22 protein-coding genes are annotated in these 22,328 nt (G+C 72.7%); 5 read left to right on the top strand and 17 right to left on the bottom strand.

All coding sequences use genetic code 11. The features are described 5' to 3' along the window. Positions 1–19 precede the first annotated feature (19 nt). The gene (locus ABD944_RS03310; protein ID WP_345172217.1) at positions 20–487 is read right to left on the bottom strand and encodes a hypothetical protein; all 468 of its coding nucleotides are present in this window, start codon (positions 485–487) and stop codon (positions 20–22) included. A gap of 153 nt (positions 488–640) precedes the next feature. Between ABD944_RS03310 and ABD944_RS03305 the strand changes: the two genes are divergently transcribed. Next, positions 641–1,417 carry a phosphotransferase gene (locus ABD944_RS03305; RefSeq protein ID WP_345172215.1) on the top strand — a complete coding sequence of 259 codons (777 nt, stop codon included), beginning with the start codon at positions 641–643 and terminating at the stop codon, positions 1,415–1,417. A gap of 160 nt (positions 1,418–1,577) precedes the next feature. Continuing rightward, entirely contained in the window at positions 1,578–2,684 is a 1,107-nt protein-coding gene (locus tag ABD944_RS03300; protein WP_345172213.1) for an epoxide hydrolase family protein, read from the top strand. A gap of 82 nt (positions 2,685–2,766) precedes the next feature. Here ABD944_RS03300 and ABD944_RS03295 read toward each other — a convergent pair whose 3' ends face one another. The 14 genes from ABD944_RS03295 to ABD944_RS03230 all read right to left on the bottom strand — a co-directional run bounded on the left by ABD944_RS03295 (position 2,767) and on the right by ABD944_RS03230 (position 16,475). Next, positions 2,767–3,105, bottom strand: coding sequence for a 4Fe-4S binding protein (locus ABD944_RS03295; protein WP_345172210.1), 339 nt, complete (start codon positions 3,103–3,105; stop codon positions 2,767–2,769). Beyond that, complete coding sequence (locus tag ABD944_RS03290) at positions 3,102–4,652, bottom strand: FAD-dependent oxidoreductase (protein WP_345172207.1); 1,551 nt, start codon at positions 4,650–4,652, stop codon at positions 3,102–3,104. The genes ABD944_RS03295 and ABD944_RS03290 overlap by 4 nt, the downstream gene beginning before the upstream one ends. Next, entirely contained in the window at positions 4,649–5,620 is a 972-nt protein-coding gene (locus ABD944_RS03285; protein ID WP_345172205.1) for an ABC transporter substrate-binding protein, read from the bottom strand. The genes ABD944_RS03290 and ABD944_RS03285 overlap by 4 nt, the downstream gene beginning before the upstream one ends. 35 nt (positions 5,621–5,655) lie before the next feature. After that, positions 5,656–6,000, bottom strand: a complete 345-nt coding sequence (locus ABD944_RS03280) for a 4Fe-4S binding protein (protein WP_345172203.1) — start codon at positions 5,998–6,000, stop codon at positions 5,656–5,658. Beyond that, entirely contained in the window at positions 5,997–7,565 is a 1,569-nt protein-coding gene (locus ABD944_RS03275) for an FAD-binding protein (RefSeq protein ID WP_345172201.1), read from the bottom strand. The genes ABD944_RS03280 and ABD944_RS03275 overlap by 4 nt, the downstream gene beginning before the upstream one ends. A 16-nt stretch (positions 7,566–7,581) precedes the next feature. After that, positions 7,582–8,376, bottom strand: a complete 795-nt coding sequence (locus ABD944_RS03270; protein WP_345172199.1) for an ABC transporter ATP-binding protein — start codon at positions 8,374–8,376, stop codon at positions 7,582–7,584. Beyond that, positions 8,373–9,224 (bottom strand): ABC transporter permease, encoded by an 852-nt coding sequence (locus ABD944_RS03265; protein WP_345172197.1) that lies wholly within the window; start codon positions 9,222–9,224, stop codon positions 8,373–8,375. The genes ABD944_RS03270 and ABD944_RS03265 overlap by 4 nt, the downstream gene beginning before the upstream one ends. A 500-nt stretch (positions 9,225–9,724) precedes the next feature. Next, complete coding sequence (locus ABD944_RS03260; protein ID WP_345172195.1) at positions 9,725–10,900, bottom strand: cytochrome P450; 1,176 nt, start codon at positions 10,898–10,900, stop codon at positions 9,725–9,727. Beyond that, positions 10,897–11,601: a TcmI family type II polyketide cyclase gene (locus ABD944_RS03255; RefSeq protein ID WP_345172193.1), complete on the bottom strand. Its 705-nt coding sequence runs from the start codon at positions 11,599–11,601 to the stop codon at positions 10,897–10,899. The genes ABD944_RS03260 and ABD944_RS03255 overlap by 4 nt, the downstream gene beginning before the upstream one ends. 43 nt (positions 11,602–11,644) lie before the next feature. Continuing rightward, a complete protein-coding gene (locus ABD944_RS03250) occupies positions 11,645–13,135 on the bottom strand; it encodes a methyltransferase (RefSeq protein ID WP_345172191.1) in 1,491 nt (496 codons plus the stop codon). After that, a complete protein-coding gene (locus ABD944_RS03245; protein ID WP_345172189.1) occupies positions 13,132–13,410 on the bottom strand; it encodes an acyl carrier protein in 279 nt (92 codons plus the stop codon). The genes ABD944_RS03250 and ABD944_RS03245 overlap by 4 nt, the downstream gene beginning before the upstream one ends. 1 nt (position 13,411) lies before the next feature. Then, positions 13,412–14,746, bottom strand: coding sequence for a ketosynthase chain-length factor (locus ABD944_RS03240; protein ID WP_345172187.1), 1,335 nt, complete (start codon positions 14,744–14,746; stop codon positions 13,412–13,414). Then, positions 14,743–16,023 carry a beta-ketoacyl-[acyl-carrier-protein] synthase family protein gene (locus tag ABD944_RS03235; RefSeq protein ID WP_345172185.1) on the bottom strand — a complete coding sequence of 427 codons (1,281 nt, stop codon included), beginning with the start codon at positions 16,021–16,023 and terminating at the stop codon, positions 14,743–14,745. Before ABD944_RS03235 ends, ABD944_RS03240 begins: the two co-directional genes overlap by 4 nt. Beyond that, the gene (locus ABD944_RS03230) at positions 16,020–16,475 is read right to left on the bottom strand and encodes a cupin domain-containing protein (RefSeq protein WP_345172183.1); all 456 of its coding nucleotides are present in this window, start codon (positions 16,473–16,475) and stop codon (positions 16,020–16,022) included. The genes ABD944_RS03235 and ABD944_RS03230 overlap by 4 nt, the downstream gene beginning before the upstream one ends. A 1,009-nt stretch (positions 16,476–17,484) precedes the next feature. On the opposite strand from ABD944_RS03230, the gene ABD944_RS03225 reads away from it, so the two are divergent. Both ABD944_RS03225 and ABD944_RS03220 read left to right on the top strand, forming a co-directional pair. After that, the gene (locus ABD944_RS03225) at positions 17,485–18,288 is read left to right on the top strand and encodes an SAM-dependent methyltransferase (protein WP_345172181.1); all 804 of its coding nucleotides are present in this window, start codon (positions 17,485–17,487) and stop codon (positions 18,286–18,288) included. Positions 18,289–18,327: 39 nt separating this feature from the next. Then, positions 18,328–18,798 carry a ribosomal protein L7/L12 gene (locus tag ABD944_RS03220; RefSeq protein ID WP_345172180.1) on the top strand — a complete coding sequence of 157 codons (471 nt, stop codon included), beginning with the start codon at positions 18,328–18,330 and terminating at the stop codon, positions 18,796–18,798. A 35-nt stretch (positions 18,799–18,833) separates the two neighbouring features. On the opposite strand, the gene ABD944_RS03215 is transcribed toward ABD944_RS03220, so the two are convergent. Next, the gene (locus ABD944_RS03215; RefSeq protein WP_345172178.1) at positions 18,834–19,910 is read right to left on the bottom strand and encodes a DUF4190 domain-containing protein; all 1,077 of its coding nucleotides are present in this window, start codon (positions 19,908–19,910) and stop codon (positions 18,834–18,836) included. Between the two features lie 83 nt (positions 19,911–19,993). Continuing rightward, on the bottom strand, positions 19,994–20,617 hold the full coding sequence (locus tag ABD944_RS03210; protein WP_345172176.1) for a maleylpyruvate isomerase family mycothiol-dependent enzyme: 624 nt from the start codon (positions 20,615–20,617) through the stop codon (positions 19,994–19,996). A 274-nt stretch (positions 20,618–20,891) separates the two neighbouring features. Here ABD944_RS03210 and ABD944_RS03205 point away from each other — a divergent pair, with 274 nt between their 5' ends. Continuing rightward, positions 20,892–22,328: an MFS transporter gene (locus ABD944_RS03205; protein ID WP_345172174.1), complete on the top strand. Its 1,437-nt coding sequence runs from the start codon at positions 20,892–20,894 to the stop codon at positions 22,326–22,328.

Raw genomic sequence — 22,328 nt, 5'->3', positions numbered from 1 at the left:
GCCGCGTCCCGCCCGGTCGCTACTGCTGCTGCCGCATCCAGCGTTCGGACTTGCGCCATCCCTCTCGGCAGGCGGCCAGGAAGGCATCGCGTCCCGCCGGGAACGACCCGCCTCCCTCCACTCCCTTCCGGTAGGACTTCTCGCAGAAGTCCGACGGAGCGTTCTCGCCCATGGTGACGCGCATGCCCGCGGCCATCTGCGCCATCCTCGTGAACGTGTAGCGCTTGCCGTCCGGATCGATCATCACGATCTGCCTGCTGTTGGTGATCTTGGGGTCGGACGGCGTGGCCCGCGGCGGCGACGGCCGGGCGCTCGTGGGCGGCGCCGCGGAGGGCGGCGGCGCATCGGTCGTGCCCCCGGAGGGCGTGCTCGGGGCGGGCGCGGAGGAGGAGCCGGCCGCCGCGTTCCCGCCGTCGCCGTCGCACGCGGCGGCGCCGATGAGGAGCAGGCCGCTCACGGCCAGTCGGATCGCGATCGTTTTGGTCACGGGGAGCTCCGAGAAGAGAAGACAACGGAAGGACACTGGAGGAACACGCGTCTGTCTGACGGTCGCCCGCAGGGGAAAGGTTCGCGCCATTATCGGGATCCGAGCAGGGCGCACCTGGAAAACCAGATGCGCGGGCGCGGGGCCGCAGGTTACATGGCCGGAATGGAGGAGCAGCCGCTGCCGGGCGGCAGGCACGTGGGCGGGGTCCGCATCGGTGACACCGTGCACCGTCCCGCGAATCCCTGGACGTCCACCGTGCACGCCGTGCTGCGCCACCTGGAGACGGTGGGGTTCGAAGGCGCGCCCCGGGTGCTGGGGTACGACGGGCAGGGGCGCGAGGTCCTGACGTTCCTGCACGGCGACACCATCGGTGAACGCCACCCCTGGCCGGCGTGGCCTCATTCGGACGGAGCCCTGCGGCAGGCGGCCGCGTGGATGCGGCGGCTGCACGACGCGACGGCGTCCTTCGTCCCCCCGGAGGACGCGACCTGGTTCGCGGGGCAGAACTGGCGGCCCGGACTGGTCATCGGCCATCACGACGCCTCGCCGTACAACGTGGTGTGGACCGAGGCCGGCGGCCTCGCCGGGTTCGTCGACTGGGACACGGCAGGCCCCTCCTCGCGCGAGTTCGACCTGGCGCACCTGGCCCTGACCTGGGTGCCGCTCCAGGCCCGGCACGTCGCCGAGTTCCAGGGGTTCACGGCGTTCGAGGACAGATCCCGGCGTCTGCACCTCCTGCTGGACGGCTACGGCTACGAGGGCGACCGCGCGGCCTTCGCGGGCGTCGTCGCCGGCCGGGCCCGCCGCCAGGCAGGCGTCATCCGCCGCCTGGTCGACGCCGGCCAGACCGCGCTGCGGCCGTTCGCCGAGCAGCTGGAGCAGGCCGCGACCGAGGTCGAGGCACTCCCCGCCTCCTTCTGGCGCGCCTAGGAGACCATCTCCGTCACCTCGGGCCGCGGTCGATCGTGCGCTGTCCCCCCGCCCATGTCGCTCGCCATCCCTCATTGTTGGCACGACCAACAGTTTCGGATAGAGTTGGCAGCACCAACGTTGGCATTGCCAACGAAGTGGCGATCTCTGGAGTCAGAGCATGATCAAGCCGTTCCGCATCGACATCCCCCAGGCCGACCTCGACGACCTGACCGACCGGCTCTCCCGCACCCGCTGGCCCAACGAGGTCGCCGACGCCGGGTGGGACTACGGCTTCCCGCTGGCGCGGCTCAGGGAACTGGCCGAGCACTGGCGCACCGGCTACGACTGGCGCGAGCACGAGGCGCGGCTCAACGAGCTTCCGCACTTCACCACCGAGATCGAGGGACAGAACATCCACTTCGTGCACGTCCGGTCGCCGAGGCCGGACGCGCTCGCGCTGGTCCTCACCCACGGCTGGCCCGGCTCGTTCCTGGAGTTCCTCGACGTGGTCGAGCCGCTGTCCCGCGACTTCCACCTGGTGATCCCGTCCCTTCCCGGGTTCGGCTTCTCCGGCCCGACCCACGAGCGCGGCTGGGACGTCGTCAGGATCGCGCGGGCCTGGGCCGAGCTGATGCGCCGTCTCGGATACGAGCGCTACGGCGCGCAGGGCGGCGACTTCGGATCGGGCGTCTCCTTGGCGCTCGGCGCCGTCGCCCCCGAGCGGGTCGTCGGCGTCCACGTCAACTACCTGCCGACCCGGCCGGCCCCGGACGCCAGCATCGAACTGTCCGAGGCCGACGAGGCCCGGCTGGCCAAGGTCAGGCAGCTGATGACGAACCGTCCGCCCTTCCAGGCGCTGCAGGCCCTCACCCCGCAGACCATCGGCTACGCGCTGACCGACTCGCCGGTCGGCCAGCTGGCCTGGATCGCCGAGCGCTTCGCGGAGTGGACGGACCCTCGCTCGCAGATCGACGACGACCGGATGCTCACCGACGTCTCGCTGTACTGGCTCACCGCCACCGCGGCCTTCTCGGCGCGGCTGCACCACGACGCCCCGCGGCGGACCGAGCCGTGCCGGGCGCCGGTCGGCGTGGCGGTCCTCCCGCGCGACATCACGCAGTCGGTGCGGCCGCTGGCCGAGCGGCTGTACGACATCAGGCACTGGTCGGAGTTCGAACGCGGCGGCCACTTCGCCGCGATGGAGGTGCCGGAGCCGTTCGCCGAGGACGTCCGCGACTTCTTCCTCACCCTCGCCAAGGACGACGATCCGGTCGCCACCCGCTAGGGACGCCGACAGCCGCGAACCCCTCGGCCCGGGAGTTCGCGGCCGATCGCCCGGCCTGGGGCCGGTCGGCCTCATGCGGAGGTCAGGGGCCGAGGCGTTCGGTGAAGACGTGGTTGCGGTCCGCGCGGCTGCCGGGGGTGCGGCCGCGGCCCCAGCCGACGATGCGCCGGTAGTCGCCGAACGCGTCGGCCAGCGCGTCCTCGTCGGTGTGGGGCGAGCCCTCCGGGGCCGGACCCGTGAACGGCGCGACGTAGAGGGCGTCCGTCGGGCAGTGGGCCTCGCACATGAAGCACGTCTGGCAGTCGCTCTGCCGGGCGATCACCGGAACGCCGTCCGGACCGCGGTCGAACACGTCCGTCGGGCACACCTTGACGCACACGTCGCACCGCACGCAGCGCCCCGCGCTCACCACCTCGATCATGCCGGCGCCTCCTGGGGCTCGGGGGCCGTCCACGGTTCGTCCAGGCCGCCGACGAGGCGCCGGTGCTCGTACCGCGGCAGTTGCGGGAGGCCCTCCAGCCGGTGCATGCCCCGGGACTCGGGACGGGCCAGAGCGGCGCGGTAGCTCCACCGGGCGTGCGCCGTCATCGCCGCCGCCGACCTCGCGCGGAGGCGTTCGCGACCGGTTCCGGCGATGCCCTGGGACGTGATCCGCTCCCACAGCGCGTCGAGGACGGCCAGCGAGGCGCGAAGCCCGTCCCGCGTCCGGAAGAGGTTGCGGTCGAGCGGCAGCATCTCGTCCTGCACGGCCCTGATGACGGTCGCCGCGTCGAGCCGTCCGGGGCGCAGGCCGGCGCGCCCGGCCGGGACGGCGTGGGGACGCGCCCGTCCCACCGCGAACTCGGCGGCTCCGCGGCCGGCCCAGGTGCCCGACGAGATCGCCCATGCCCCGTTGTAGGCGCCGCCCCCGCTGACGGCGCCGGACACCAGTTCCCGCGTCGCGACGTCGCCGGCGGCGTACAGGCCGGGGACGGTCGTCGCGCAGTCGTCGCCGACGATCCGCAGGCCGCCCGTCCCGCGAACCGTGCCCTCCAGCACCATGCGCAGCTCGTACCGGTCGCGGAAGGGGTCGATCCCCGCCTTGTCCAGTGGCAGGAAGTAGTTCGGCTGGGCCTGGCGCATCGCCTCGTGGAGCTGCGGGGGCGCCCTGTCCAGCCGCGCGTACACCTTCTCCCCCGCCGCGAGCCGCTCCGCGACGCGGATCCTGGCACCGAGCGGATCCGGCACGTCGATCGGGACGCCGCGTTCGGTGTAGTACGTCGCGAACTGCATCATCAGGCCCTTGGTGTGCGAACCGTGCGCCGGCGAGAACGCGTAGGCGCTGGAGAACTCCATGCCCGACAGCTCGGCGCCCAGTTCGGCGGCCATCAGGTGCCCGTCCCCGGTGTCGACGTTGGTGCCGAACGCGCCGGACAGGAACGCGCAGCCTCCGGTGGCGAGGACGACCGCGCCCGCGCGGACGGTCCAGGTCTCGCCGCCCTTCTGGCGGGCGATGCCGGACGCGCCGGCCGCGACGCCCCAGTCGTCCACGAGCAGGCGCAGGGCGGGGTGGTGATCGAGGATCGTCACGCCCGATCTGTGCACCCGGCGCCGCATCCGCTTCATGTACTCGGGCCCCTGGAGGCTGCCCCGCCGCTCGACCCCGTCCTCGTCGACGGGGAACGGGTATCCGAAGGAGGCGAGGTCGTCGACCCGGCGGTAGGTCTCGTCCAGGACGCGCGCCATGGTGCGGCGGTCGGCGAGCCGGCCGCTCTGCTCGAAGCGCCCGTCGACCGCCCGTGCCCGCGCCTCCCCGTCGGGTGGGACGTGCCAGAGGTTGTTGCCGCCCGACGCGGTCGGCCCGCTGGTGCCGCAGTAGCCCTTGTCCGCGAGGACGACCCTGGCCCCGGCGCCGGCCGCGGCGAGCGCCGCCCACGCCCCGGCGGGCCCGCCGCCGAGGACGAGGACGTCGGTGTCCTGCGGGGTCACGGCCTGGCCCCGGGCGCCAGCCAGGATTCGAGGGCGTAGTCCTTCTTGATCAGCGCCTGCTGGACGAGGAACGTCTTGGTCCCTTCGAGCAGCTTCAGCCCCTCCGCCGGGAAGGGCTCGTCGGGCAGCTGGTCCTTCAGCGTCGTCTTGACCGAGACGTCGGCGGCGTAGCCGCCGGTCCGCGCCACGTAGGCGGTGTAGCCGGGCCAGTCCGCCTTGGCGACCCGCGCGGCCTTGGTCTCGGCCTTCTGCCACACCTGGACGATGTCCTTGTGTCCCGCCAGGTACTTCTCCGTCACGACGGTGACGGACGTCCCGAGCAGGTCCGGATGGTCCCGGGACGCGATGTCGATCGACTTGTAGCCCTTCTGCTCCTGCGCGACCTGGTCGGCGGAGACCAGGCCTCCCGCGTCGATCGAGTTCTTCTCCAGCGCCGCGACGATCGCGGGCGTGTACATGTGGATGATCTCCTTCGGCTTCACCCCGGCCTGCTTCAGGGCGCCGAGCAGGTAGCGGTGGATGTAGGAGCCCGTCTGGACGCCGATCCGCTTGCCCTCCAGGTCCTTGAGGGACGCCGGTCCGCCCTCCTTCCGGGCGACGATCGCGGCGTCCAGGCGGATCGAGTTGAGCGACAGCAGCCGGGTCGGCAGGCCCTGCCCCCGGCCGATGAGGGCAGGGGTGTCGCCGTACTGGCCGATGTCGAGGGAGCCGCCGGCGAGGGCCTGGTTCAGGTCGGGGCCGTTCGGGAACGTCGCGACCTTGATCTTGGTGATGCCGGCGGCCTTCAGCTCCGGCAGCAGCTCGCCGCGCTGGTCGAGGAAGCCGACGGCGCGGGTCAGCTTGTTGCCGACCCCCGACCCGATCACTCCGATGCGGAGCGTCCCGGAGCCGCTGTCGGCCTCGGAGGAGCCGCACGCCGTCGCGGCGAGGACGAGGAGGCCGGCGGCCAGAACTCGGGGGAATCTCACGGTGTCGCCTTTCATGGGGGTCGTTCGGGTCGGGGTCAGGAGGTGAGGGGGGCGCCCGCGGAATCCAGCGACGGGCCGATGGCGAGCCGGGCACCGGGCGTGCGCCCGCGGCCCCAGCCGATCTGCGCTCGGTAGGCGCCGAGCGTCCCGTCCGCGGCGAGCGCCGCCTCGTCCGGGGGCTCGGGCAGCGCGTGCGAGCGCGGGTCGACGAACAGGGCGTCGACCGGGCAGTACGCCTCGCACATGAAGCAGGTCTGGCAGTCGCTCTGCCGGGCGACGACAGGGACGCCGTCCGCGCCGCGGTCGAAGACGTTCGTCGGGCACACGTCCACGCACTTGTCGCAGGCGATGCACCGCTCCCGCGAGACGATCTCGATCACGACGCCACCGCCCCGGTCTCCGGACGCGTCCAGATCTCGTCCAGGCCCCCGGTGAGGAGCCGGCGGTGCTGGACCGGGTCCTGGTCGGGCAGGTCCTGGCGCTTGTGCATGCCCCGCGTCTCGGTGCGGGTGAGCGCGGCGCGGTACATCCAGCGGGCGTGCGCGGTCATGGCGGCGGCCGACCGCGCGCGCACGACCCCGGCGCCCTCCTCGCGCAGCGTGCCGCGCAGTTGCCGCCACGTCCGGTCCAGGGTGTCCAGGGCCGGGGCGAGGCGCCCGCCGTGCCGCAGCAGGTTCTTGTCGTAGGGCAGCACCTCGGCCTGGACGGCGGCGACGTAGTCGGCGTGGCCGCCGGCCGCCGGGCCCTCCGGGCGGACGCCCGCCTCGCCGAGGGCGTGCACGGTCCGCGCGCCGGCCCGTCCGCCCAGCGCGGCGGCGTACCGGGCGGCGCCCTGCCCGGCCCAGGTGCCGGACGACATCGCCCACGCGGCGTTGTGGCTTCCGCCGCCGGTGAAGCCGCCGCAGATCAGCTCGCGGGTGGCGGCGTCCCCCGCCGCGTACAGGCCGGGCACCGAGGTCGAGCAGTCGGCGCCGGCGATCCGGATGCCGCCGGTGCCGCGGACGGTCCCCTCGGCGAGCAGCGTGACGGGGAACAGGTCGGTGAACGGGTCGATGCCCTGCCGGTCGAACGGGAGGAAGAAGTTCGGCTGCGCCAGCCGCATCGCCCGCCGGTCCTCGGGCGTGGCCCGGTCGATGCGGCACAGGACGGGTTCGCTGAGCAGCGTCCGGGCGATCACCGATCGTCCCCGCCGGCTGCCCGCGCCTTCCAGGACCGTCCCGTCCGCGTGGTAGAAGGTGGCGAACGAGTAGAACGCCGTCTTGGTCACGGACGTGAAGGCCGGGGCGATCGCGTAGGCGTTGGAGAACTCCATGCCGGACAGCTCCGCGCCCGCCTCCGCCGCGAACAGGGCGCCGTCCCCGGTGTTGACGTCGCAGCCCAGCGCCCTGCTGAGGAAGGCGCACCCGCCGGTGGCGAGCACGACCGCGCCCGCCCGGACCCGGAACGGCCGGTCGTCGCGCAGGCGGTACCCGGCGGCGCCGGCGACGGCCCCGGCGCCGTCCGCGAGCAGCTCGGTGACCGGGCTGTGGTCGAGGACCCGCACCCCCGACCGGCGGACCCGCACGCGCATCCGCCGCATGTACTCGGGGCCCTGCAGCCCGCGCCGGATCTGGCGGCCGTTCCCGTCCACCGGGAACGGGTACCGGGAGATCTCGGCCAGCTCGTTCATGTTCGCGTACGTCTGGTCGAGGACGCGGGCCATCCACCCGCGGTCGGCGAGGTACCCGCCGAGCGCCTCGCGGCCGGCCATGGCCGCCTCCCGGGCCTCCGGCTCCGGCTCGACGTACCAGACGCCGGTGCCCGCCGACGCCGTCGCGCCGCTCGTCCCGAGGTACCCCTTGTCGGCGAGGACGACGTCGGCGCCGGCCTCCGCAGCCTTGATCGCGGCCCACGCGCCGGCGGGGCCGCCGCCCGCGACGAGCACGTCGGCGGTCAGGTCGGTCATGATGCCTCCTTGGCGGTCAGACGGTCGGTCGAGCGGAGCTCGTCGGTTGAATGGCGGTGGGCGCGGAGGTCGTCGGTTGGATGGCGGTGGGCGGGGGCTGGAGGACGGTGCGCACGCCGAGGCCGTCGAGCAGGTCGCGCCGCAGCGCGATGAACCCCGGATCGTCCAGCGACCGCGGCCGGGGAAGGTCCACGGTGTACTCCCGTTCGATCCGGCCGTCCGCGAGCAGCAGCGCGCGGTCGGCGAGCAGGAGCGCCTCCTCGACGTCGTGGGTGACGAGCAGGACCGCCGGCCGGTGCTCGGCCCACAGGTCGGCGACGAGCGCCTGGGCGTTGAGCCTGGTGAGCGCGTCCAGGGCCCCGAACGGTTCGTCGAGCAGGAGAAGGTCGGGCGTCCGCACCAGCGCCCGTGCCAGCGCGACGCGCTGGGACTCGCCGCCGGACAGGGTGAGCGGCCACGCGTCGGCACGCGCCGTCAGCCCCACCTCGGCCAGGGCCGCGTCGGCCCGCTCGCGCAGGTTTCGTCCTCGCAGGCCGAGGACGACGTTGCCCCACACCCGGCTCCAGGGCAGCAGGCGGTGCTCCTGGTAGACGACGGCCCGCCTGCCGGGGACGTCGATCTCGCCGCCCCCCTCGCCGTCCAGCCCGGCCAGCGCCCGCAGCAGCGTGCTCTTCCCGGAGCCGCTCGCGCCGAGCAGCGCGACGAACTCGCCGGGCGCGATGTCGAGGTCCACGCCGTCCAGGACGGCGCGCTCGCCGAACACCCGCCGGAGCCCGCGGACGCGGACCCCTTGCGCAACCGTCGTCGTCATCGCGCCACCAGCCCCCGCCGCCACGCCAGGGCGCGCCGCTCGACGAGCCGCACCAGCAGGTCCGTCGACACGCCGAGCAGCGCGTACACCACGAGCACCAGGAAGACGGTCTCCATCTGCAGGAACTGGGTGGCCTGGTTGATGAGGAAGCCGATGCCGCTGGCCGTAGCGGACTGCTCCACGACGACGAGCGTCAGCCAGGCGACGCCGAGCGACAGGCGCAGGCCGACGAGGATCTGCGGGAGCGCCCCGGGGAGGATGACCTTCCGGATGAGGCCGAGACGGCCGAGCCCGCAGGTGCGGGCCGACTCGACCAGCCGTTCGTCCACGCCCCGGATGCCGTGGAACACGTTGATGTAGAGCGGGAACACGACGCCGACCGCGATCAGGCCGACCTTGGACGTCTCGCCGATCCCGAACCAGATGATGAACAGCGGGACCAGCGCGAGGTGCGGAAGCATCCGGACCGCCTGGACCGGGGCGTCGATGACGTCCTCGCTGATCCTGAACAGCCCGGAGAGGAGCCCGAGGACGAGCCCCGCCGGCAGCCCGACGGCCAGGCCCTTCAGCACCCGCCCCAGCGACACTCCGAGGTTCTGGAACAGCGCGCCCGACGACGCCATCTCCCAGCCTCGGACGGCGACGTCGCTGAGCGGCGGGGTCGTGCTGCCGAGCCAGCCCGCGCGGGCGCCGGCCTCCCACAGCGCGAGGACGACGACGAGCCCGCTGACCTTGCGGGCCCGGCGCAGCAGGGACAGCAGCACGGCCCCGGAACGGGCGGCGACCGCGGGGCGGGCCGCCGCTTCGGGAATCGCCGAGCGCGGTGGATCGAGCAGATGGGTGGACACGAGGCACCTCCGGGAGGGGGCAGCGGAAGGAAGGCGGCAGGGGGCCCGGCGCAAGGGGTAGCCGGTGATGGAGGGGGTTCGCCGATCAGTGGCGTCGGAGCACGAAAGAGCGGCTCAACAGGACGCGCTGCACACGCGAAGGAGGTCGACGTGGCGCCTCGCCACCAGGACCTCCGCTGCGTTCATGCCCACAGCATGCACTCGGCGCCCGCCCCTGTGAACCCCCCAAAAAGCCGTCCCCACCTGCACAGACGTCTGAACGAGGGCGCTTTGTCGACAAAACCTACCGTTTTACCTGGGAATATGCCGCGGGGAGCCCTCTTCGCTGATCGGCTTCGCGGTTACGCAGATCACACCGCCCGGAAACCCCGAGACGAACGGACCGTGACACGCCCTCCACAGAGAGGTCCGAACGTCCCCGTTACGGCTCGCTCGCCCGGATGCCCGCCGAGGGCCTCGGCGGGCATCCGCCCGTCCACGGCATCGCCGCGCCCGCCGGGTTACCAGGTCACGGGTAGTTCTACGGGGCCGTGGAAGAGGGAGTCCGTCCGCCAGCGGATCGATTCCGGGGGGACGGCCAGGCGCAGGTCGGGGAAGCGCCGCGTCAGGGCGGCGAGGGCCGTCTGCATCTCGGCGCGGGCGAGCTGGGCGCCGACGCAGAAGTGGGGGCCGTAGCCGAACGTCAGGTGCCTGTTGTCGGTGCGGCCGAGGTCCGTCACCTCCGGATCGGTGAACAGGGCGGGATCGCGGTTGGCCGCGAGCGACGACACCGCCACCGTGCTTCCGGCGGGTATCGGCACGCCGCCGATCTCCACGTCGCGGAGGGCCAGGCGGGGCGTGCCGACCGGCACCGACGGCACCGTCCGGAGCAGCTCCTCCACCGCCGTCGCCACCAGCTCCGGGTCGCGGTGCAGCGCCGCGTACATCTCGGGGCGCGTCAGAAGGGCGTAGACGCTCCGGGCGAGCTGGTTCATCGTGGGCCCGTGCCCCGCGATCAGCAGGGTGATCGCGAGCCTGACCAGCTCCGCCTCGGTGATCCGCTCCTCTCGGTCGCGGACCATCAGCAGTTCGCTGACCAGGTCGTCGGCCGGTTCGGCGCGCCTGGCCGCGACCAGGTCGACGAAGTAGCGCTGGATCGCGGCGCGGGCGCGGTCGATCTCCTGCGGGGAGGGGCCGCGCAGCGCCATGATCGTCTCGGCCCAGCCGCGGAAGGAGTCGCGGTCCTCGCGCGGGACGCCGAGCAGCTCGCAGATGTCGGTGAGCGGCAGCGGCGCGCACAGGGACTGGACCAGGTCGGCCGGCGGCCCGCCCGCGGCCGTCTCGTCCAGCAGCCCGTCGACGACCTCCTCGATCCCCGCCCGCATGGCCTCGACGCGGCGGCGGTTGAACGCCTGGGCGACCGCGCGCCGGAGCCGGGTGTGCTCGGGCGGGTCCATCTCGAACAGGACCCTGCTGGAGCCGACCGGCTCCCGCGGCTCGGCGGGCGCGCGGGGCAGGAACGTCGCGGCGCTGCTGAAGGCCGGGTCGCACAGCACGTGCTGCGCCTCGGCCGCCCGGGTCACGGCGTATCCGACATCGCCCGACAGCATCCGTGCGCGGACGACCGGTCCGGGCGTGCGGACGTCGTTGATCAGCGGGTGGTCGCCCGGCTCAGCCCGGCCCGTCGGCTCGCTCATCGCTCCGCCCGCCCGGTTCCGGACGTCGCGGCGGCCGCGCCGTCCCCGGCCGGGCCGGGGTGGTAGGCGCTGATGCGCGTGCGGGTCGCGCGGACCTTGGCGTCCAGGTCGCGGAGCGCGGCGGCGAGCTCCCGGTGCCCGGGCGAGGCGAGGAAGCGCTCGTGGGCGTCCTCGTCGGTCCAGTCGCTGACCAGGTGGAAGGTGCCGGGGTCGGCGATGTCGCGCGACAGCGACTGGGCGACGTGTCCGGGGTGGCGGGCCGCCACGGCGGCCATCCGGCGCCAGGTCCGTTCGAGCTCCGCGCCGCGGCCCTCGTCCACACTGATCTCCAGCAGCAGCCGGTACGTCGCCTGCGGCCGGTCGTCCGACCAGTGGTAGAACTCCTCGGCCTGGGCCTGGCGCATGGCGGGGCGGTCCCTGTCGTACGGGACGAGCAGCGTCGCGAGCCGGGCGCTGATGTCGAGGAACCCGGGGTCGTCGCCGGCCGCGTACAGGGCCCGCTCGAACGAGGCGTCTCCCTCGACCAGGTGGATGTACAGGTCGTGGTAGGTCAGCAGCGTGCGGCGCGTGACGCCGATGCGGCGCGGCAGGTCGGTGCGGTCGTGCTCGCGGAACACCGCGGCGACGGCGTCCCGGTCGCCGGGCGCGATCCTCCGGATCATGACCGCCCGGTGGGTGGGCGGCGGGGCTTGGGGAAGCATGCTCGTCCTCCTTGACGTCGGGGCCCGGGTCACCGGCGCCCGGTCACGCGGCCTCCGCGGGGCGGCATTCCAGAACCGTCCAGTGCCCCTCCCGGGGACGGCCGACCAGCGCGAAACCGCACCGCGCCAGGAGCCGCCGCCACTCCTGCGGCCTCCGTTCCCGGCCGCCGAACAGCACCAGCATGTCGAGGTCGAGGAACTTGGCGTGGTCCCATCCGTTCCCTTCCGCCACCACGTGCTCGACGATGAAGAGCCGCGCGCCGCGCCGGTCGCCGATGGCCTCGCGCACGGCGGTCAGCAGCTCGGCGGCGCGCTCGTCCGGCCAGTTGTGCAGGACGGCCTTGAGCACGTACGCGTCGCAGTCGTCCGGCAGCGGGTCGGTGAAGAAGTCGCCGGCGATCCGGGTGACGCGGTCGCCGACCCCCTCCGCTTCGAGCACCTCCGCCGCCGCCTTGACGGCGCACGGCCGCTCGAACAGCACACCCGACGCGTCCGGTGCGCGCCGCAGCGCCGCCGCGAGGAAATGGCCCTGCCCGCCGCCGAGGTCGGCGATCCGGCCGAACCTCTCGGGCCCGACGACGTCCAGGTGGCGTTCGGTCTCCCAGCGGCCCAGCGTGGTCATGGTGCGGTCGAAGCGGGCGCCGTCCTCGGGGTTGTCCTCGAAGTAGCGCCAGATGTCGGTGCCCAGCGTCGGGACCGTCGCGGGCTCGCCGGTGCGGACGCTGTGCGCCAGCGCCCCGAACGGCTTCGTCACGTACGACCGCGTGCTGTGCAGGACCAGGGGCAGCAGGCTGTAGGGGTCGTCGGCGCGCAGGCCGTCGCCCAGCGGTGTGCTCGCGAACCGTCCGTCCGGCTGCTCCTCCATGATTCCGACGGAGGCGGCGCAGCGCAGGAGGCGGTAGAGCGCGTCCGGCACGGCGCCGGCGGCCGCGGCCAGTTCGGTGACGGAGCGCGGGCCGGACGCGGTCAGATCCGCCACGCCGAGTTCCGCGAGCGCGCTCACCACCGCGGCCAGCCGCATCCCGCACGTCAGGTACAGCAGGCGCTGCGCGTGGAGGTCGCCGGGCCCGTACCCGCCGGGGGCCGTGCGGGCGCGTTCCTCCAGGACCGCCTTGATGTGCGCCATCTGCTCGACGGTGCCGCGGTCGATGCGGTCGCGCATCGCGTCCTCGCTGATCGGGGAGTCCGGCTTCATCGCGAACTCCTGCCTCCACCGCATCAGCACGCCCGCCGCCTGCCGGCGGTACTCCCAGCGGATGTTCATGAACGCGAACGGCCCGGTCTCCACCCGGTGGGCGCGGACGGTGCGGGTCTCGGGATCGGGGGTGCGCCGCGACACCCACGACCAGACGTTGCCCTGCTCGTCCGGGTGGGTGGTGAGCCGGAACGTCACCGAGGGGCCGTCCCGTTCGATGATCTCCACGGCGGCGTACTCGGTGAACAGGTCGGGCCAGCCCGCCACGTCGTTGGTGTGCTCCCACACCAGCTCCATGGGCGCGTCGACCAGGATCTGGTTGTCGGTGCTCGCGGTCACGACCGGACCTCCCCGTCCCCGGCCGCGGCCTGGTTGAGGCAGCGGAGCATCTCGGCGGGGGTGCGGAGGTCGAACAGCCTGTCCTCGTCGAGGCGCAGGCCGAAGCGCTCGACCATCCGCGCGGAGACCTCCATCATCGCGACGGAGTCGTAGCCGAGGTCGGTGAAGGCGTGGTCGGCGATGTCGCCGCCGAGGTCGACGCCGTCGCTCTCGCCGGCGCAGGCGCGCAGGACGGCGACCAGGTCGGTCAGGGTTATCGGGCCGTCTTCGGCCATGTCAGCTCCTGGGGTCGTTTCCGGGAAGGGCGCGGGGAGCCCGTTCGTCGAGGTGTCCGGCCGCGGACGGGGCCTCGCGGGGGCAGGCGGCCAGGACGAGAGCGCTGTTGAACCCGCCCTCGCCGCGCGCCAGGATCAGCGCGTGGTCGATGCGGGCGGGCCGGGGGCGTCCGGTGACGAGGTCGAGTCCGTAGGACGGATCGGCCCGGACGTCGGCGGTCGGCGGGATCATCCCGTCGCGCATGGCCAGCAGGCAGGTCGCGACGTCGACGGCGGCGCCGCCCGCCGACATCCGCCCGGTCATCGCCTTGGGCGCGGTCACCGGGACGCCGCCGGCGCCGAACAGGCCGGTGAGCGCCTCGGCCTCGGCGCGGTCGCGCATCGCGCTGCCCGCGGCGTCCGCGAACACCACGTCGATCCGCTCCGGGGCGAGGCCGGCGTCGGCGAGGGCGAGCGCGGCGGCGTTGCGCAGGGTCGCCGGGCGGCCGGAACCCGGCGGCGGGTCCATGGTCGCGGCGTACCCCGCGACCCGCCCGTACCGGTGCCGGGCACCGCGGGCGCGGGCATGGCGCCCGCGTTCCAGGACGAGGATCGCGCCGCCCTCGGCGATCACATGGCCGGACGCGCCGGCGGCGAAGGGGCGGTAGGCGCTCGCCGGGTCGTCGCCGGAGGACAGCTGCGGAGCGGTCGGCGCGTCCCGGCCGGCCGACATCGCGGTCACCCCCCACGAGCACACCGGGGCCTCGAACCCCCCGGTCAGCACGCCGTCGGCGCCCTTGCGCAGCACGCGGCACGCCTGCCCGATCGCGTCCAGCCCCCCGGCCTGGCCGCTGACGAGGACGCCGCAGGGGCCGCGCAGTCCGTGCCGGATGGAGATCTGGCCGGTGTTGACCGCGTAGAACCACGCGTACGACTGGTACGCGCTGACCTTCTTCGGCCCGGTCGACCAGAGCTTGCGCAGCTCGTTCTCACCGAACTCGAAACCGCCGGCCGAGTTGGCCAGGACCACGCCGTACCGCAGCGACTCCTCGGGGGACGGCGACAGCCCGGCGTCGGTGAGCGCCCAGTCGGCGGCGGTCAGCGCCAGCTGGGTGAGGCGGTCGGTCTGCGGCAGCAGCCGTCCGGGCAGGTGGTCGCGGGGGACGAATCCGGGGACCTCCCCGGAGAGCCGGGCCGGGTAGCCGCTCGGGTCGAACCGGGTGATGGGGCCGATCGCGATGCGGCCGGTGAGCGTCGCCTCCCAGTGCCGCTCGGTGCCCAGGCCGCTCGGCGAGACCACGCCGATCCCGGTGATGACGGCCTGGTCGTCCTCGGCCGCCGCCGCGTCCGCGGTCATCCTTGCCACCGTCCCGGGGCGCTGAGCACCATCGCGCTCTGGAAGCCGCCGAACCCGCTGCCGACCGTGAGCACCGTGTCGACCCGCTGCTCGCGTGCCGTCCCGGGGACGTAGTCGAGGTCGCATTCGGGATCGCGATGCCGCAGGTTCGCGGTGGGCGGGACGAGGTCGTGCTCGATCGCCAGCGCGCTCGCCGCGACCTCGATCGCGCCGATCGCGCCGAGCGAGTGGCCCACCACCGACTTGATGGAGCTGACCGGCAGCCGGTAGGCGTTCTCTGGGCCGAGCGCGAGTTTGAAGGCGGCCGTCTCGTGCCGGTCGTTCTGCCGGGTGCCCGACCCGTGGGCGTTGATGTAGTCGACGCCCTCCGCGGGGACGCCGGCCTCGTCCAGCGCCGTGGTGATCGCCGCCGCCATCTCGACCCCGTCGGGCCGCAGCCCGGTCATGTGGTAGGCGTTGCTCCGGGACGCGAACCCGCGGATCTCCGCGTGCACGTGCGCCCCCCGCACCCGGGCCGCCGCCGCGTCCTCCAGGACCAGCATCGCCGCGCCCTCGCCGAGCACGAACCCCGCCCGGGTGGCGTCGAAGGGGCGGCAGGCCCGCTCGGGATCGTCGTTGTCCGGGGACGTCGCCCGGATCGCGTCGAAGCAGGCCACCGTGATCGGGGAGATGGGGGCCTCGCACGCTCCCGCCAGCACCACGTCCGCGGCGCCGTCGCGGATGATCTCCACACCGTGCGCGACGGCGTCCAGCCCGGAGGTGCATCCCGTCGACACCACGCAGGCGGGCCCCTCAGCGCCGACGTCCCAGGCGACCTCGCGGACCAGGGACGCCGGGACGAGGTAGTCGGGCAGGTGCGGGGAGCCGTAGGCCGGATCCACCACCGCCAGGCGGCCGCTGTCGCTGACCACGCTGTACTCGCGTTCGAGCGAGACGGTGCAGCCGACCGCGCTGCCGACGACCACGCCGGTGCGGGCGGGGTCGAGGTCGCCGGACCGCAGCCCGCAGGCGGCCAGGGCCTCCCGCGCGGTGACGAGGGCGAACTGGGCGGCGCGGTCCATCCGGCGCCGCTGCCGGGGCGTCAGCCCGTGCCTTCCCGCGTCGAAGTCGATCTCCGCGGCCATCTGGGACCGGTACGGCCCCGGATCGAACACGGTGATCGTGCGGAAGGTGGGCTTGCCGCCGGTCACGGTCTCCCAGAAACCGCTCGTTCCCGGGGCGCCCGGCGTCAGGACCCCGATCCCGGTGATCGCCACGGGGCGGGCCCGCCCGCTCATGCCGGCTCCCGCTCGCCCGCGGCGGCGGGCGGCCGCGCGTCCACCGAGGGCGGGGGCCCGTCGCCGGCCGGCTCCGCGGTCTCCACATGCCCCATGTCGGGGCTCGGGGCCAGCGGTCCGAGGAAGAGCACGGCGGTCACCGGCCGGTCGGTCCGGTTCTCGTAACGGTGCCGGGCACCGCGGCGGATCAGCACCGCCTCCCGGGCGTCCACGACGTGCTCGGTGCCGTTGACGGTGAGGACGAGGCGCCCGTCGGAGACGTAGACGTGCTCGTCCGTGTACGGATGGTAGTGCTCGCTGACACGCTCCCCCGGCCGGAGTTCGAGCAGGGCCATGAGGCCGGCCGTCGTCCGGGCCGTGCCCGGCGACAGGAGCATCCGGACGCTGCCGCCGAGCCGGTGGTTCGGCTCCACCTCGCGGGCGCGGACCTTGACGGCTTCGAGAGCGGTCACGTTCCCTGGCCCCGCTTTCCGGCCCCTGCGGGACCGTCCGGAGCGGGCGGGGCGGAACGCGGCCGGTCGCGGGCCGGGGCGGCGCACTGCCCGGCGCGACGCGTTCCAGGGAGCATGGGGGTACGGGTCATAGGGGGTTTTGTCCTTCCTGGCCGGCGGCGGCGCCCCTCGCCTCGCTCGGCTGCCGAGAGTGGCCGTCACGCCTCTGGAGATCGGTGTTGAGCGTCGCTTCGGCGCCTTCCGGTCCGGGAGACCACGGGCGCTCGATCCGGCTTCGCTCCTTTCCGCGAACCGCGCGGACTCTCTTGTTTATAGCCAATAGAAAACGATCAATGACAGGCCACAGGTAGATTCTTTCGAGATCCTCGGGCGCAGTTCTTCTGAAATCCGGACCGAGTGCGCCATCACGGCGCCCGCCCCACGGAGCGACGTTTATTTTGCGTCGTTTGTTCTGCATGCCTCAGCTGCGAGGCCTCACCAGATCGGCAAGGTTTGTCCGCTATGCGAATGACGATGTCGTCGATCACCACGACAATGATCACCACCTCTGACCTGGTGAGAGAGTCACCCGGCGGCGCGCCGGACGCCGCGCGGGCCAAGAGCCCCTCAAACACTTTTCCCTAACCCGACAAATTCGAAGGAACGAATTTCTTGGACGCGAAACTTCTGGAGAGAGGGCCTCCGTGTCATAATTCAAAGCGCCCGCGAGCACAATGACGAAGTGCGCGGGGCCTCGTGAGCCCACTCCCTCGGCGAGCCGTGAAGGCGCCGTCCTGGTGGCAGCCTCCGCCGGGTCACAGGGACCGGGCGCCGCGGCACATGCCGGATCCGTCCCGGGCGGATCTCGGCGACCATGTCCGGCTGGGGCGGCTCACGGGTCGGCATCCGGACGCGGTCGCCCGCCCCTGGCGCGGCGGCGGTTCATCGATGCGGAAGATCCGCGGGACGGACGCCGGCGCGGCACCTAGAGTGATCTTGGGCGGCAGTCATGACGATCGGGGGGCTGGAAATGACCGAGGACCAGGTGGACCTGAATATCGAGATCCCCCATTCCGCCCGGGTCTACGACTACATTCTCGGCGGCAAGGACAACTATCCGGCGGACCGCGAGGCCGCGGCGAACATCGTCGCCGACTGGCCCCACCTGCCGAAGTCCATGCGGGCCAACCGGAATTTCATGGCGCGGACGGCCCGTCACCTCGCCGCCGAGTTCGGCGTCCGGCAGTTCCTCGACATCGGCACGGGGCTCCCCACCTCGCCCAACCTGCACGAGGTGGCCCAGTCCGTGGCGCCGGAGTCACGGATCGTCTACGTCGACAACGACCCGATCGTCCTGGTGCACGCGCGCGCACTGCTCACGAGCACGGCCGAAGGCAGGACCACCTATCTGGACGCCGACTTCCTCGACCCCGACGCGATCCTGGGTTCGGACCACCTGGGCGACACCCTCGACCTGGGCCTGCCCGTGGCGCTGAGCCTGATCGCGATCGTGCACTTCATCCCGGACGACGCCGAGGTGCAGCGGATCATCGACCGCCTCATGGAGCCGCTGGCTCCCGGAAGCATGCTGGCGCTGTCGACCTGCACGGCCGACAGCGCTCCAGACGAGGTGGCCGCGGGCGTGGCCGCCTACAACGCCAACGGCATCCCGCTGGTGGCGCGCACGAAGCCCGAAATGGAGCGCTTCTTCCACGGCCTGGAGATCCTCGACCCGGGCATCGTGCTCGTCAACCACTGGCACCCCGACCAGGCGGCGTCCGAAGTCCCGGACGCCCACGTCCACATGTACGGCGGCATAGGCCGCAAACGCTAGGCGGAGTCTTCGGCTCCCGCTGCGAGGAGGAGCGATTCAGTGAAGCCGTTCGTCCTGTATGTCATGCCCGAGGCCAGGGCGCGGGCCGTCGCCCTGGTCGCGGAAGGCGACATGATTCCCGCTGTCAGGCTGATCCGCCAGGCCACCGGGCTGGGCCTCAAGGAGGCCAAGGATTACGTGGACGGCCTCAAGGGAGAGGCGTACGCCCGGACCGTCCCGGCCGACGTCCAGGCCAAAGCGCGCGCGATGATCGCTGAAGGCAGGTGGAAGGACGCGGCGAAGTTCGTCCGGCAGGAGACCTCTCTGGGGCTGAGAGCCGCGAAAGACTACGTCGACGCCGTGCGGGCGGGATTGATACCCGTGGAGCCGCCCGTGGACCGGCCCATGCTCTCGGACCGGGTCAGGGCCTTCAAGACCGCCGGCGACCTCGGATCGGCCATCGCGCTCGTCTGCGCCGAAACAGGTATGCGGCGCGACGAGGCGCTCCGCTTCATCGAAGCCCTCCACTGACCGGATGCGCCGGGCCGCTCGTTTCGCCCGCCGTCCTAGTGCGGGACCACGGACCGCTTCAGAGGTCCATGACGGCCCTCGACCAGGCAGAAGCCCAAGCGCCTCTCGGCTTCCCAGCCGTCCTCGTTGGGGACCACGTAGGCGAAGTCGATGTCGGCGGGCGGGTTCTCCCCCCAAGCCTTGCGGGCGAACTTGAGACAGCCTTTTGTTACCTTCTTCTCCATCCCCTTGTCTCCCGGGTACTTGCCGCCTTGCATCGTGTAGACGGCGAGCACTTCGAATTCATGTTCTTCGGTACAGGCGATGATGGGCTGCACGCCGTCGTCGTTCCATTTTTGGACGCAGTCACCCGGCGCCAGTTCGGATTCGTCCCGGGATTTCGTTTCCATGGTCTGCGCGAGAGGGGCCGGGAGCAGGCCTGATCCCCCGTAGACCATGACGCAGGTCGCGGCCCGCCTTCCGCCCTTCCACGCGTCCTCATCCGGTGGCGCGACGCGGAGCTTCAGATCGGAGCCGTACCGGCTCCTCTCCAGGAACTCGGTCCGCTCACGGCAAACGGTCCACGCCCGGTCGGCCGTCTCCCTTTCTCCTGGATACGGAATGTCCGGGAGCTCCCCCTCGGCACCGACCTCTCCCTGATGAGGCGCGGTGCAGGACGATCGCCGCACGTACATACCGGCGGGAGTCTCCTCGAACTCGCTGAAGCACTCCCCCGGTCGAATGGTGGTGACCGCCACCTTTCCGTCCTTGCGCACGGACTGTCCGTTCACGTCCGCGGACAGCAGGGTCAGCGTCAGGGCGACGGCGGCGGCCCAGGCGACGGAGGCGACGAGTCCACCGATGGCGAGTCCCTTGCCTTTCTCGCCGCGGCGGCCGGCCTGCACGAGCGCGGCGATGACGAAGCCGACCGCGACCGGGATCAGGCCGAGCAGCCCCGTGACCAGCGCGGTGACCGCGAACCGGTTCGTCCGGCGGCGAGCGGGGACGGGCGGGAGCGGCGCCGGTGGCGGGGCGGGCGGGAGAGCCTGAGGCGTGGAGCCGTCGGGCGGAACCCAGGCAGGGAACGGCACGGGGTCGTTCGGGGCGTCGTCCGAGGGAGGTGGCGTGGTCACGGCGGCACGGTAGAACGAGAAATGCCAATGAAAGCGGCATTTCCGACAGCCGTCGCCGAGTCGTGATCATGAGCGGGCATCCCTCAGGTGGCGGCCAGCGCGGGGAGGCCCGGTCCGGAGAGATCGTCCAACGCCGCGCGGCGGCCGGAGATCGCCAGGAGCAGGGAGAGCGCGGTTCCGCTCGCCTCCGGGCCGTCTCCGATCGAGAGGCCGGCGTCCGTCGCGGTCAGGCGGAGGCGGGCCGTCAGCTCCTTGGCTCCGCCGAACGACGCCGGTGTGCGGGCCTGGTAGCGGAGCGATCTGACGACGGCCTCCAGCGGGTAGGCGTGGACGATTCCCAGAGGCCGGCGGATGTCCTCGCCGTGGACGACCTCTTCGACGAGCCGGCTGTCGAGGGGCGCCGGAGGGGTCGACGTCCGGGAGGCCACCTGGCGGAGCCGCTCCAGGGTCTCCTGAGGTGAGGCGCCGCGCTCGCGCTCCACCCCCTGCGTGTTCTGGCGGTCGAAGTCGAACCGGGCCCGAGCGAGCCGGGCGACGAACCCGAGGCGGGTCGTGCGGGCCGTGTCGATCAGGTGGGCCACCACGTCATGCACCGTCCAGCCGTCGCAGAGCGAAGGCCGCTCCCACTGCTCGCCTTCGAGATGCGAGAGGTCGTCGATCAGTGCCGCCCGCTCCGCGTGCACCATCGGCCACACATCGTTTCCCACGCCTTCTCCTCCTGTCGCCAACGGGTCGGGAATGAAGACCCGCGGCCCGGCGAGAACTCATCGCGGCGCCTGCGGATGCCCCTGGCCTGCGGGTTCGCGGCCGGTTCGCGGCGGGATCGGCGGCGTTGTGGCGCTTGACACACCGGATCGGCCCCGCTTAACCTCCCGTCAACCGACAGGCACAGACGAAGACACCCCTGTCAGTGGTCTTCGTCTGTGCCTTTGTCATTCCCGGACCGCTGGCAAGGGTTTCAACCCCCGAAAGGCGGCGGGCATGAACGACGGCCCTGCGAGCACGAGAACGGCGGTCATCCGCAACGCGGCGGACGCGGCCGGGCTCATCGACACCCTCACCAGTCTGCGCGGCCGAGCGAACTGGATCTGGTTCCTGGCCCTGTCGGGCCTGTTCCTGGACGCCTACTCCAACGCGGCGCTCGGCGCGGGGCTGTCCCCCATGGTCGAGCAGCTCGACCTTTCGCCCACGCAGGTCAGCGTGCTCACCGCGATGGCCCCGGCCATCGCGATCGTCTCCAATCCCTTCGGCGGCTGGCTCGCCGCCCGGATCGGCCGGATCAAACCCCTGCTGATGACGAAGGTCGTCTTCGGGGTCGGTGCGGTCCTGACCGCGGTCGGCTCGGACTTCCAGACCGTCTTCGCCGGGCGGGCGCTGGTGGGCGTCGCCTACGGCATCGACTTCGCCGTGGCGATGGCGCTGCTCGCCGAGTACACCCCGTCCTCACTCAAGGGCAGGCTCAACTTCTGGCAGGGCGCCTGGTACGTGGCGACGACCACCAACCTCGCGCTCACGCTCCTGTTCTACAAGCTCGACGTCGGCTCCGACATCTGGCGATGGTCGGTGGGCTCGGCGGTCGTCTTCGCGACCGCGCTGCTCGTCCTCCAGATGGCCTTCCTGGTGGAGAGCCCGACCTGGCTGGCGTCCAAGGGCCGGCTGCGGGAGTGCGCGGCGAACCTGCGCCGCATGTACGGGGTGCGGGCGGAGGAGGGCCCGCCGGAGACCCCGCAGGCCCTGGAGGCGCGCCACCAGGTCGGCATCCGGGACGCGGGAGTGCTGTTCCGCGGCGCGTACCTGCCCCGGACCGTGCTGTCGACGGTGATCTCCCTGACCCAGTCCATGCAGTACTTCGCCGTCGGCTGGTACCTCCCGGTGATCAGCCTGGAGCTGTTCGGCAAGGAGTTCGAGAAGGCGACCGCGGGCTCCATGGCGTTCAACGCCGTCGGCATCGTCGGCGGATGCCTGTCGGCCTACTTCGGGCGCCGGCTCGGCCTGCGGGTGAGCTCGGCGGCCGGGTACGCCGTGGTGTTCGTGGCACTGCTGGTCATGGGCGCGACGTTCAAGCAGCTCCCGATCGCGCTGGCCGCGGCGCTGCCGGTGCTGTTCATCTTCTTCCACTCCGCCGGCCCCGGCCCGAACGGCAAGTCGATCGCGGCGCTGTCGTACCGCAGCGACATCCGCACCCTCGGCACCGGCGTGACCGGGATGCTCGGCAGCTTCGGCTCCGTCGCGGGCCTGTACGTGTTCCCGCAGCTCCAGGCCGCTTTCGGGGTAGGCGCCAGCCTGATGGTGCTGTCGGCCGTCCCGCTGCTCGGCCTGGTCACCTGCGTGATCGTCAAGTGGGACCCGACGCGCGTCGCGGTGAACCTGGAGGAGGAGCCGATCCGGCTGGAGCGGCGCGAGACGGTGCCGGCCTGA

It is taken from the genome of Actinomadura verrucosospora (assembly GCF_039540335.1).
Lineage (GTDB): Bacteria > Actinomycetota > Actinomycetes > Streptosporangiales > Streptosporangiaceae > Spirillospora > Spirillospora verrucosospora.
The sequence above is the reverse complement of the archived record's forward strand: the minus strand, read 5'-3'. Positions and strand labels throughout refer to the sequence as shown.

Coding starts and splice junctions, on each gene's coding strand:
- ABD944_RS03270 (WP_345172199.1), bottom strand. CDS start 8,376: ATGACGACGACGGTTGCGCAAGGGGTCCGCGTCCGCGGGCTCCGGCGG.
- ABD944_RS03275 (WP_345172201.1), bottom strand. CDS start 7,565: ATGACCGACCTGACCGCCGACGTGCTCGTCGCGGGCGGCGGCCCCGCC.
- ABD944_RS03225 (WP_345172181.1), top strand. CDS start 17,485: ATGACCGAGGACCAGGTGGACCTGAATATCGAGATCCCCCATTCCGCC.
- ABD944_RS03235 (WP_345172185.1), bottom strand. CDS start 16,023: ATGAGCGGGCGGGCCCGCCCCGTGGCGATCACCGGGATCGGGGTCCTG.
- ABD944_RS03300 (WP_345172213.1), top strand. CDS start 1,578: ATGATCAAGCCGTTCCGCATCGACATCCCCCAGGCCGACCTCGACGAC.
- ABD944_RS03295 (WP_345172210.1), bottom strand. CDS start 3,105: ATGATCGAGGTGGTGAGCGCGGGGCGCTGCGTGCGGTGCGACGTGTGC.
- ABD944_RS03240 (WP_345172187.1), bottom strand. CDS start 14,746: ATGACCGCGGACGCGGCGGCGGCCGAGGACGACCAGGCCGTCATCACC.
- ABD944_RS03255 (WP_345172193.1), bottom strand. CDS start 11,601: ATGCTTCCCCAAGCCCCGCCGCCCACCCACCGGGCGGTCATGATCCGG.
- ABD944_RS03245 (WP_345172189.1), bottom strand. CDS start 13,410: ATGGCCGAAGACGGCCCGATAACCCTGACCGACCTGGTCGCCGTCCTG.
- ABD944_RS03205 (WP_345172174.1), top strand. CDS start 20,892: ATGAACGACGGCCCTGCGAGCACGAGAACGGCGGTCATCCGCAACGCG.
- ABD944_RS03305 (WP_345172215.1), top strand. CDS start 641: ATGGCCGGAATGGAGGAGCAGCCGCTGCCGGGCGGCAGGCACGTGGGC.
- ABD944_RS03260 (WP_345172195.1), bottom strand. CDS start 10,900: ATGAGCGAGCCGACGGGCCGGGCTGAGCCGGGCGACCACCCGCTGATC.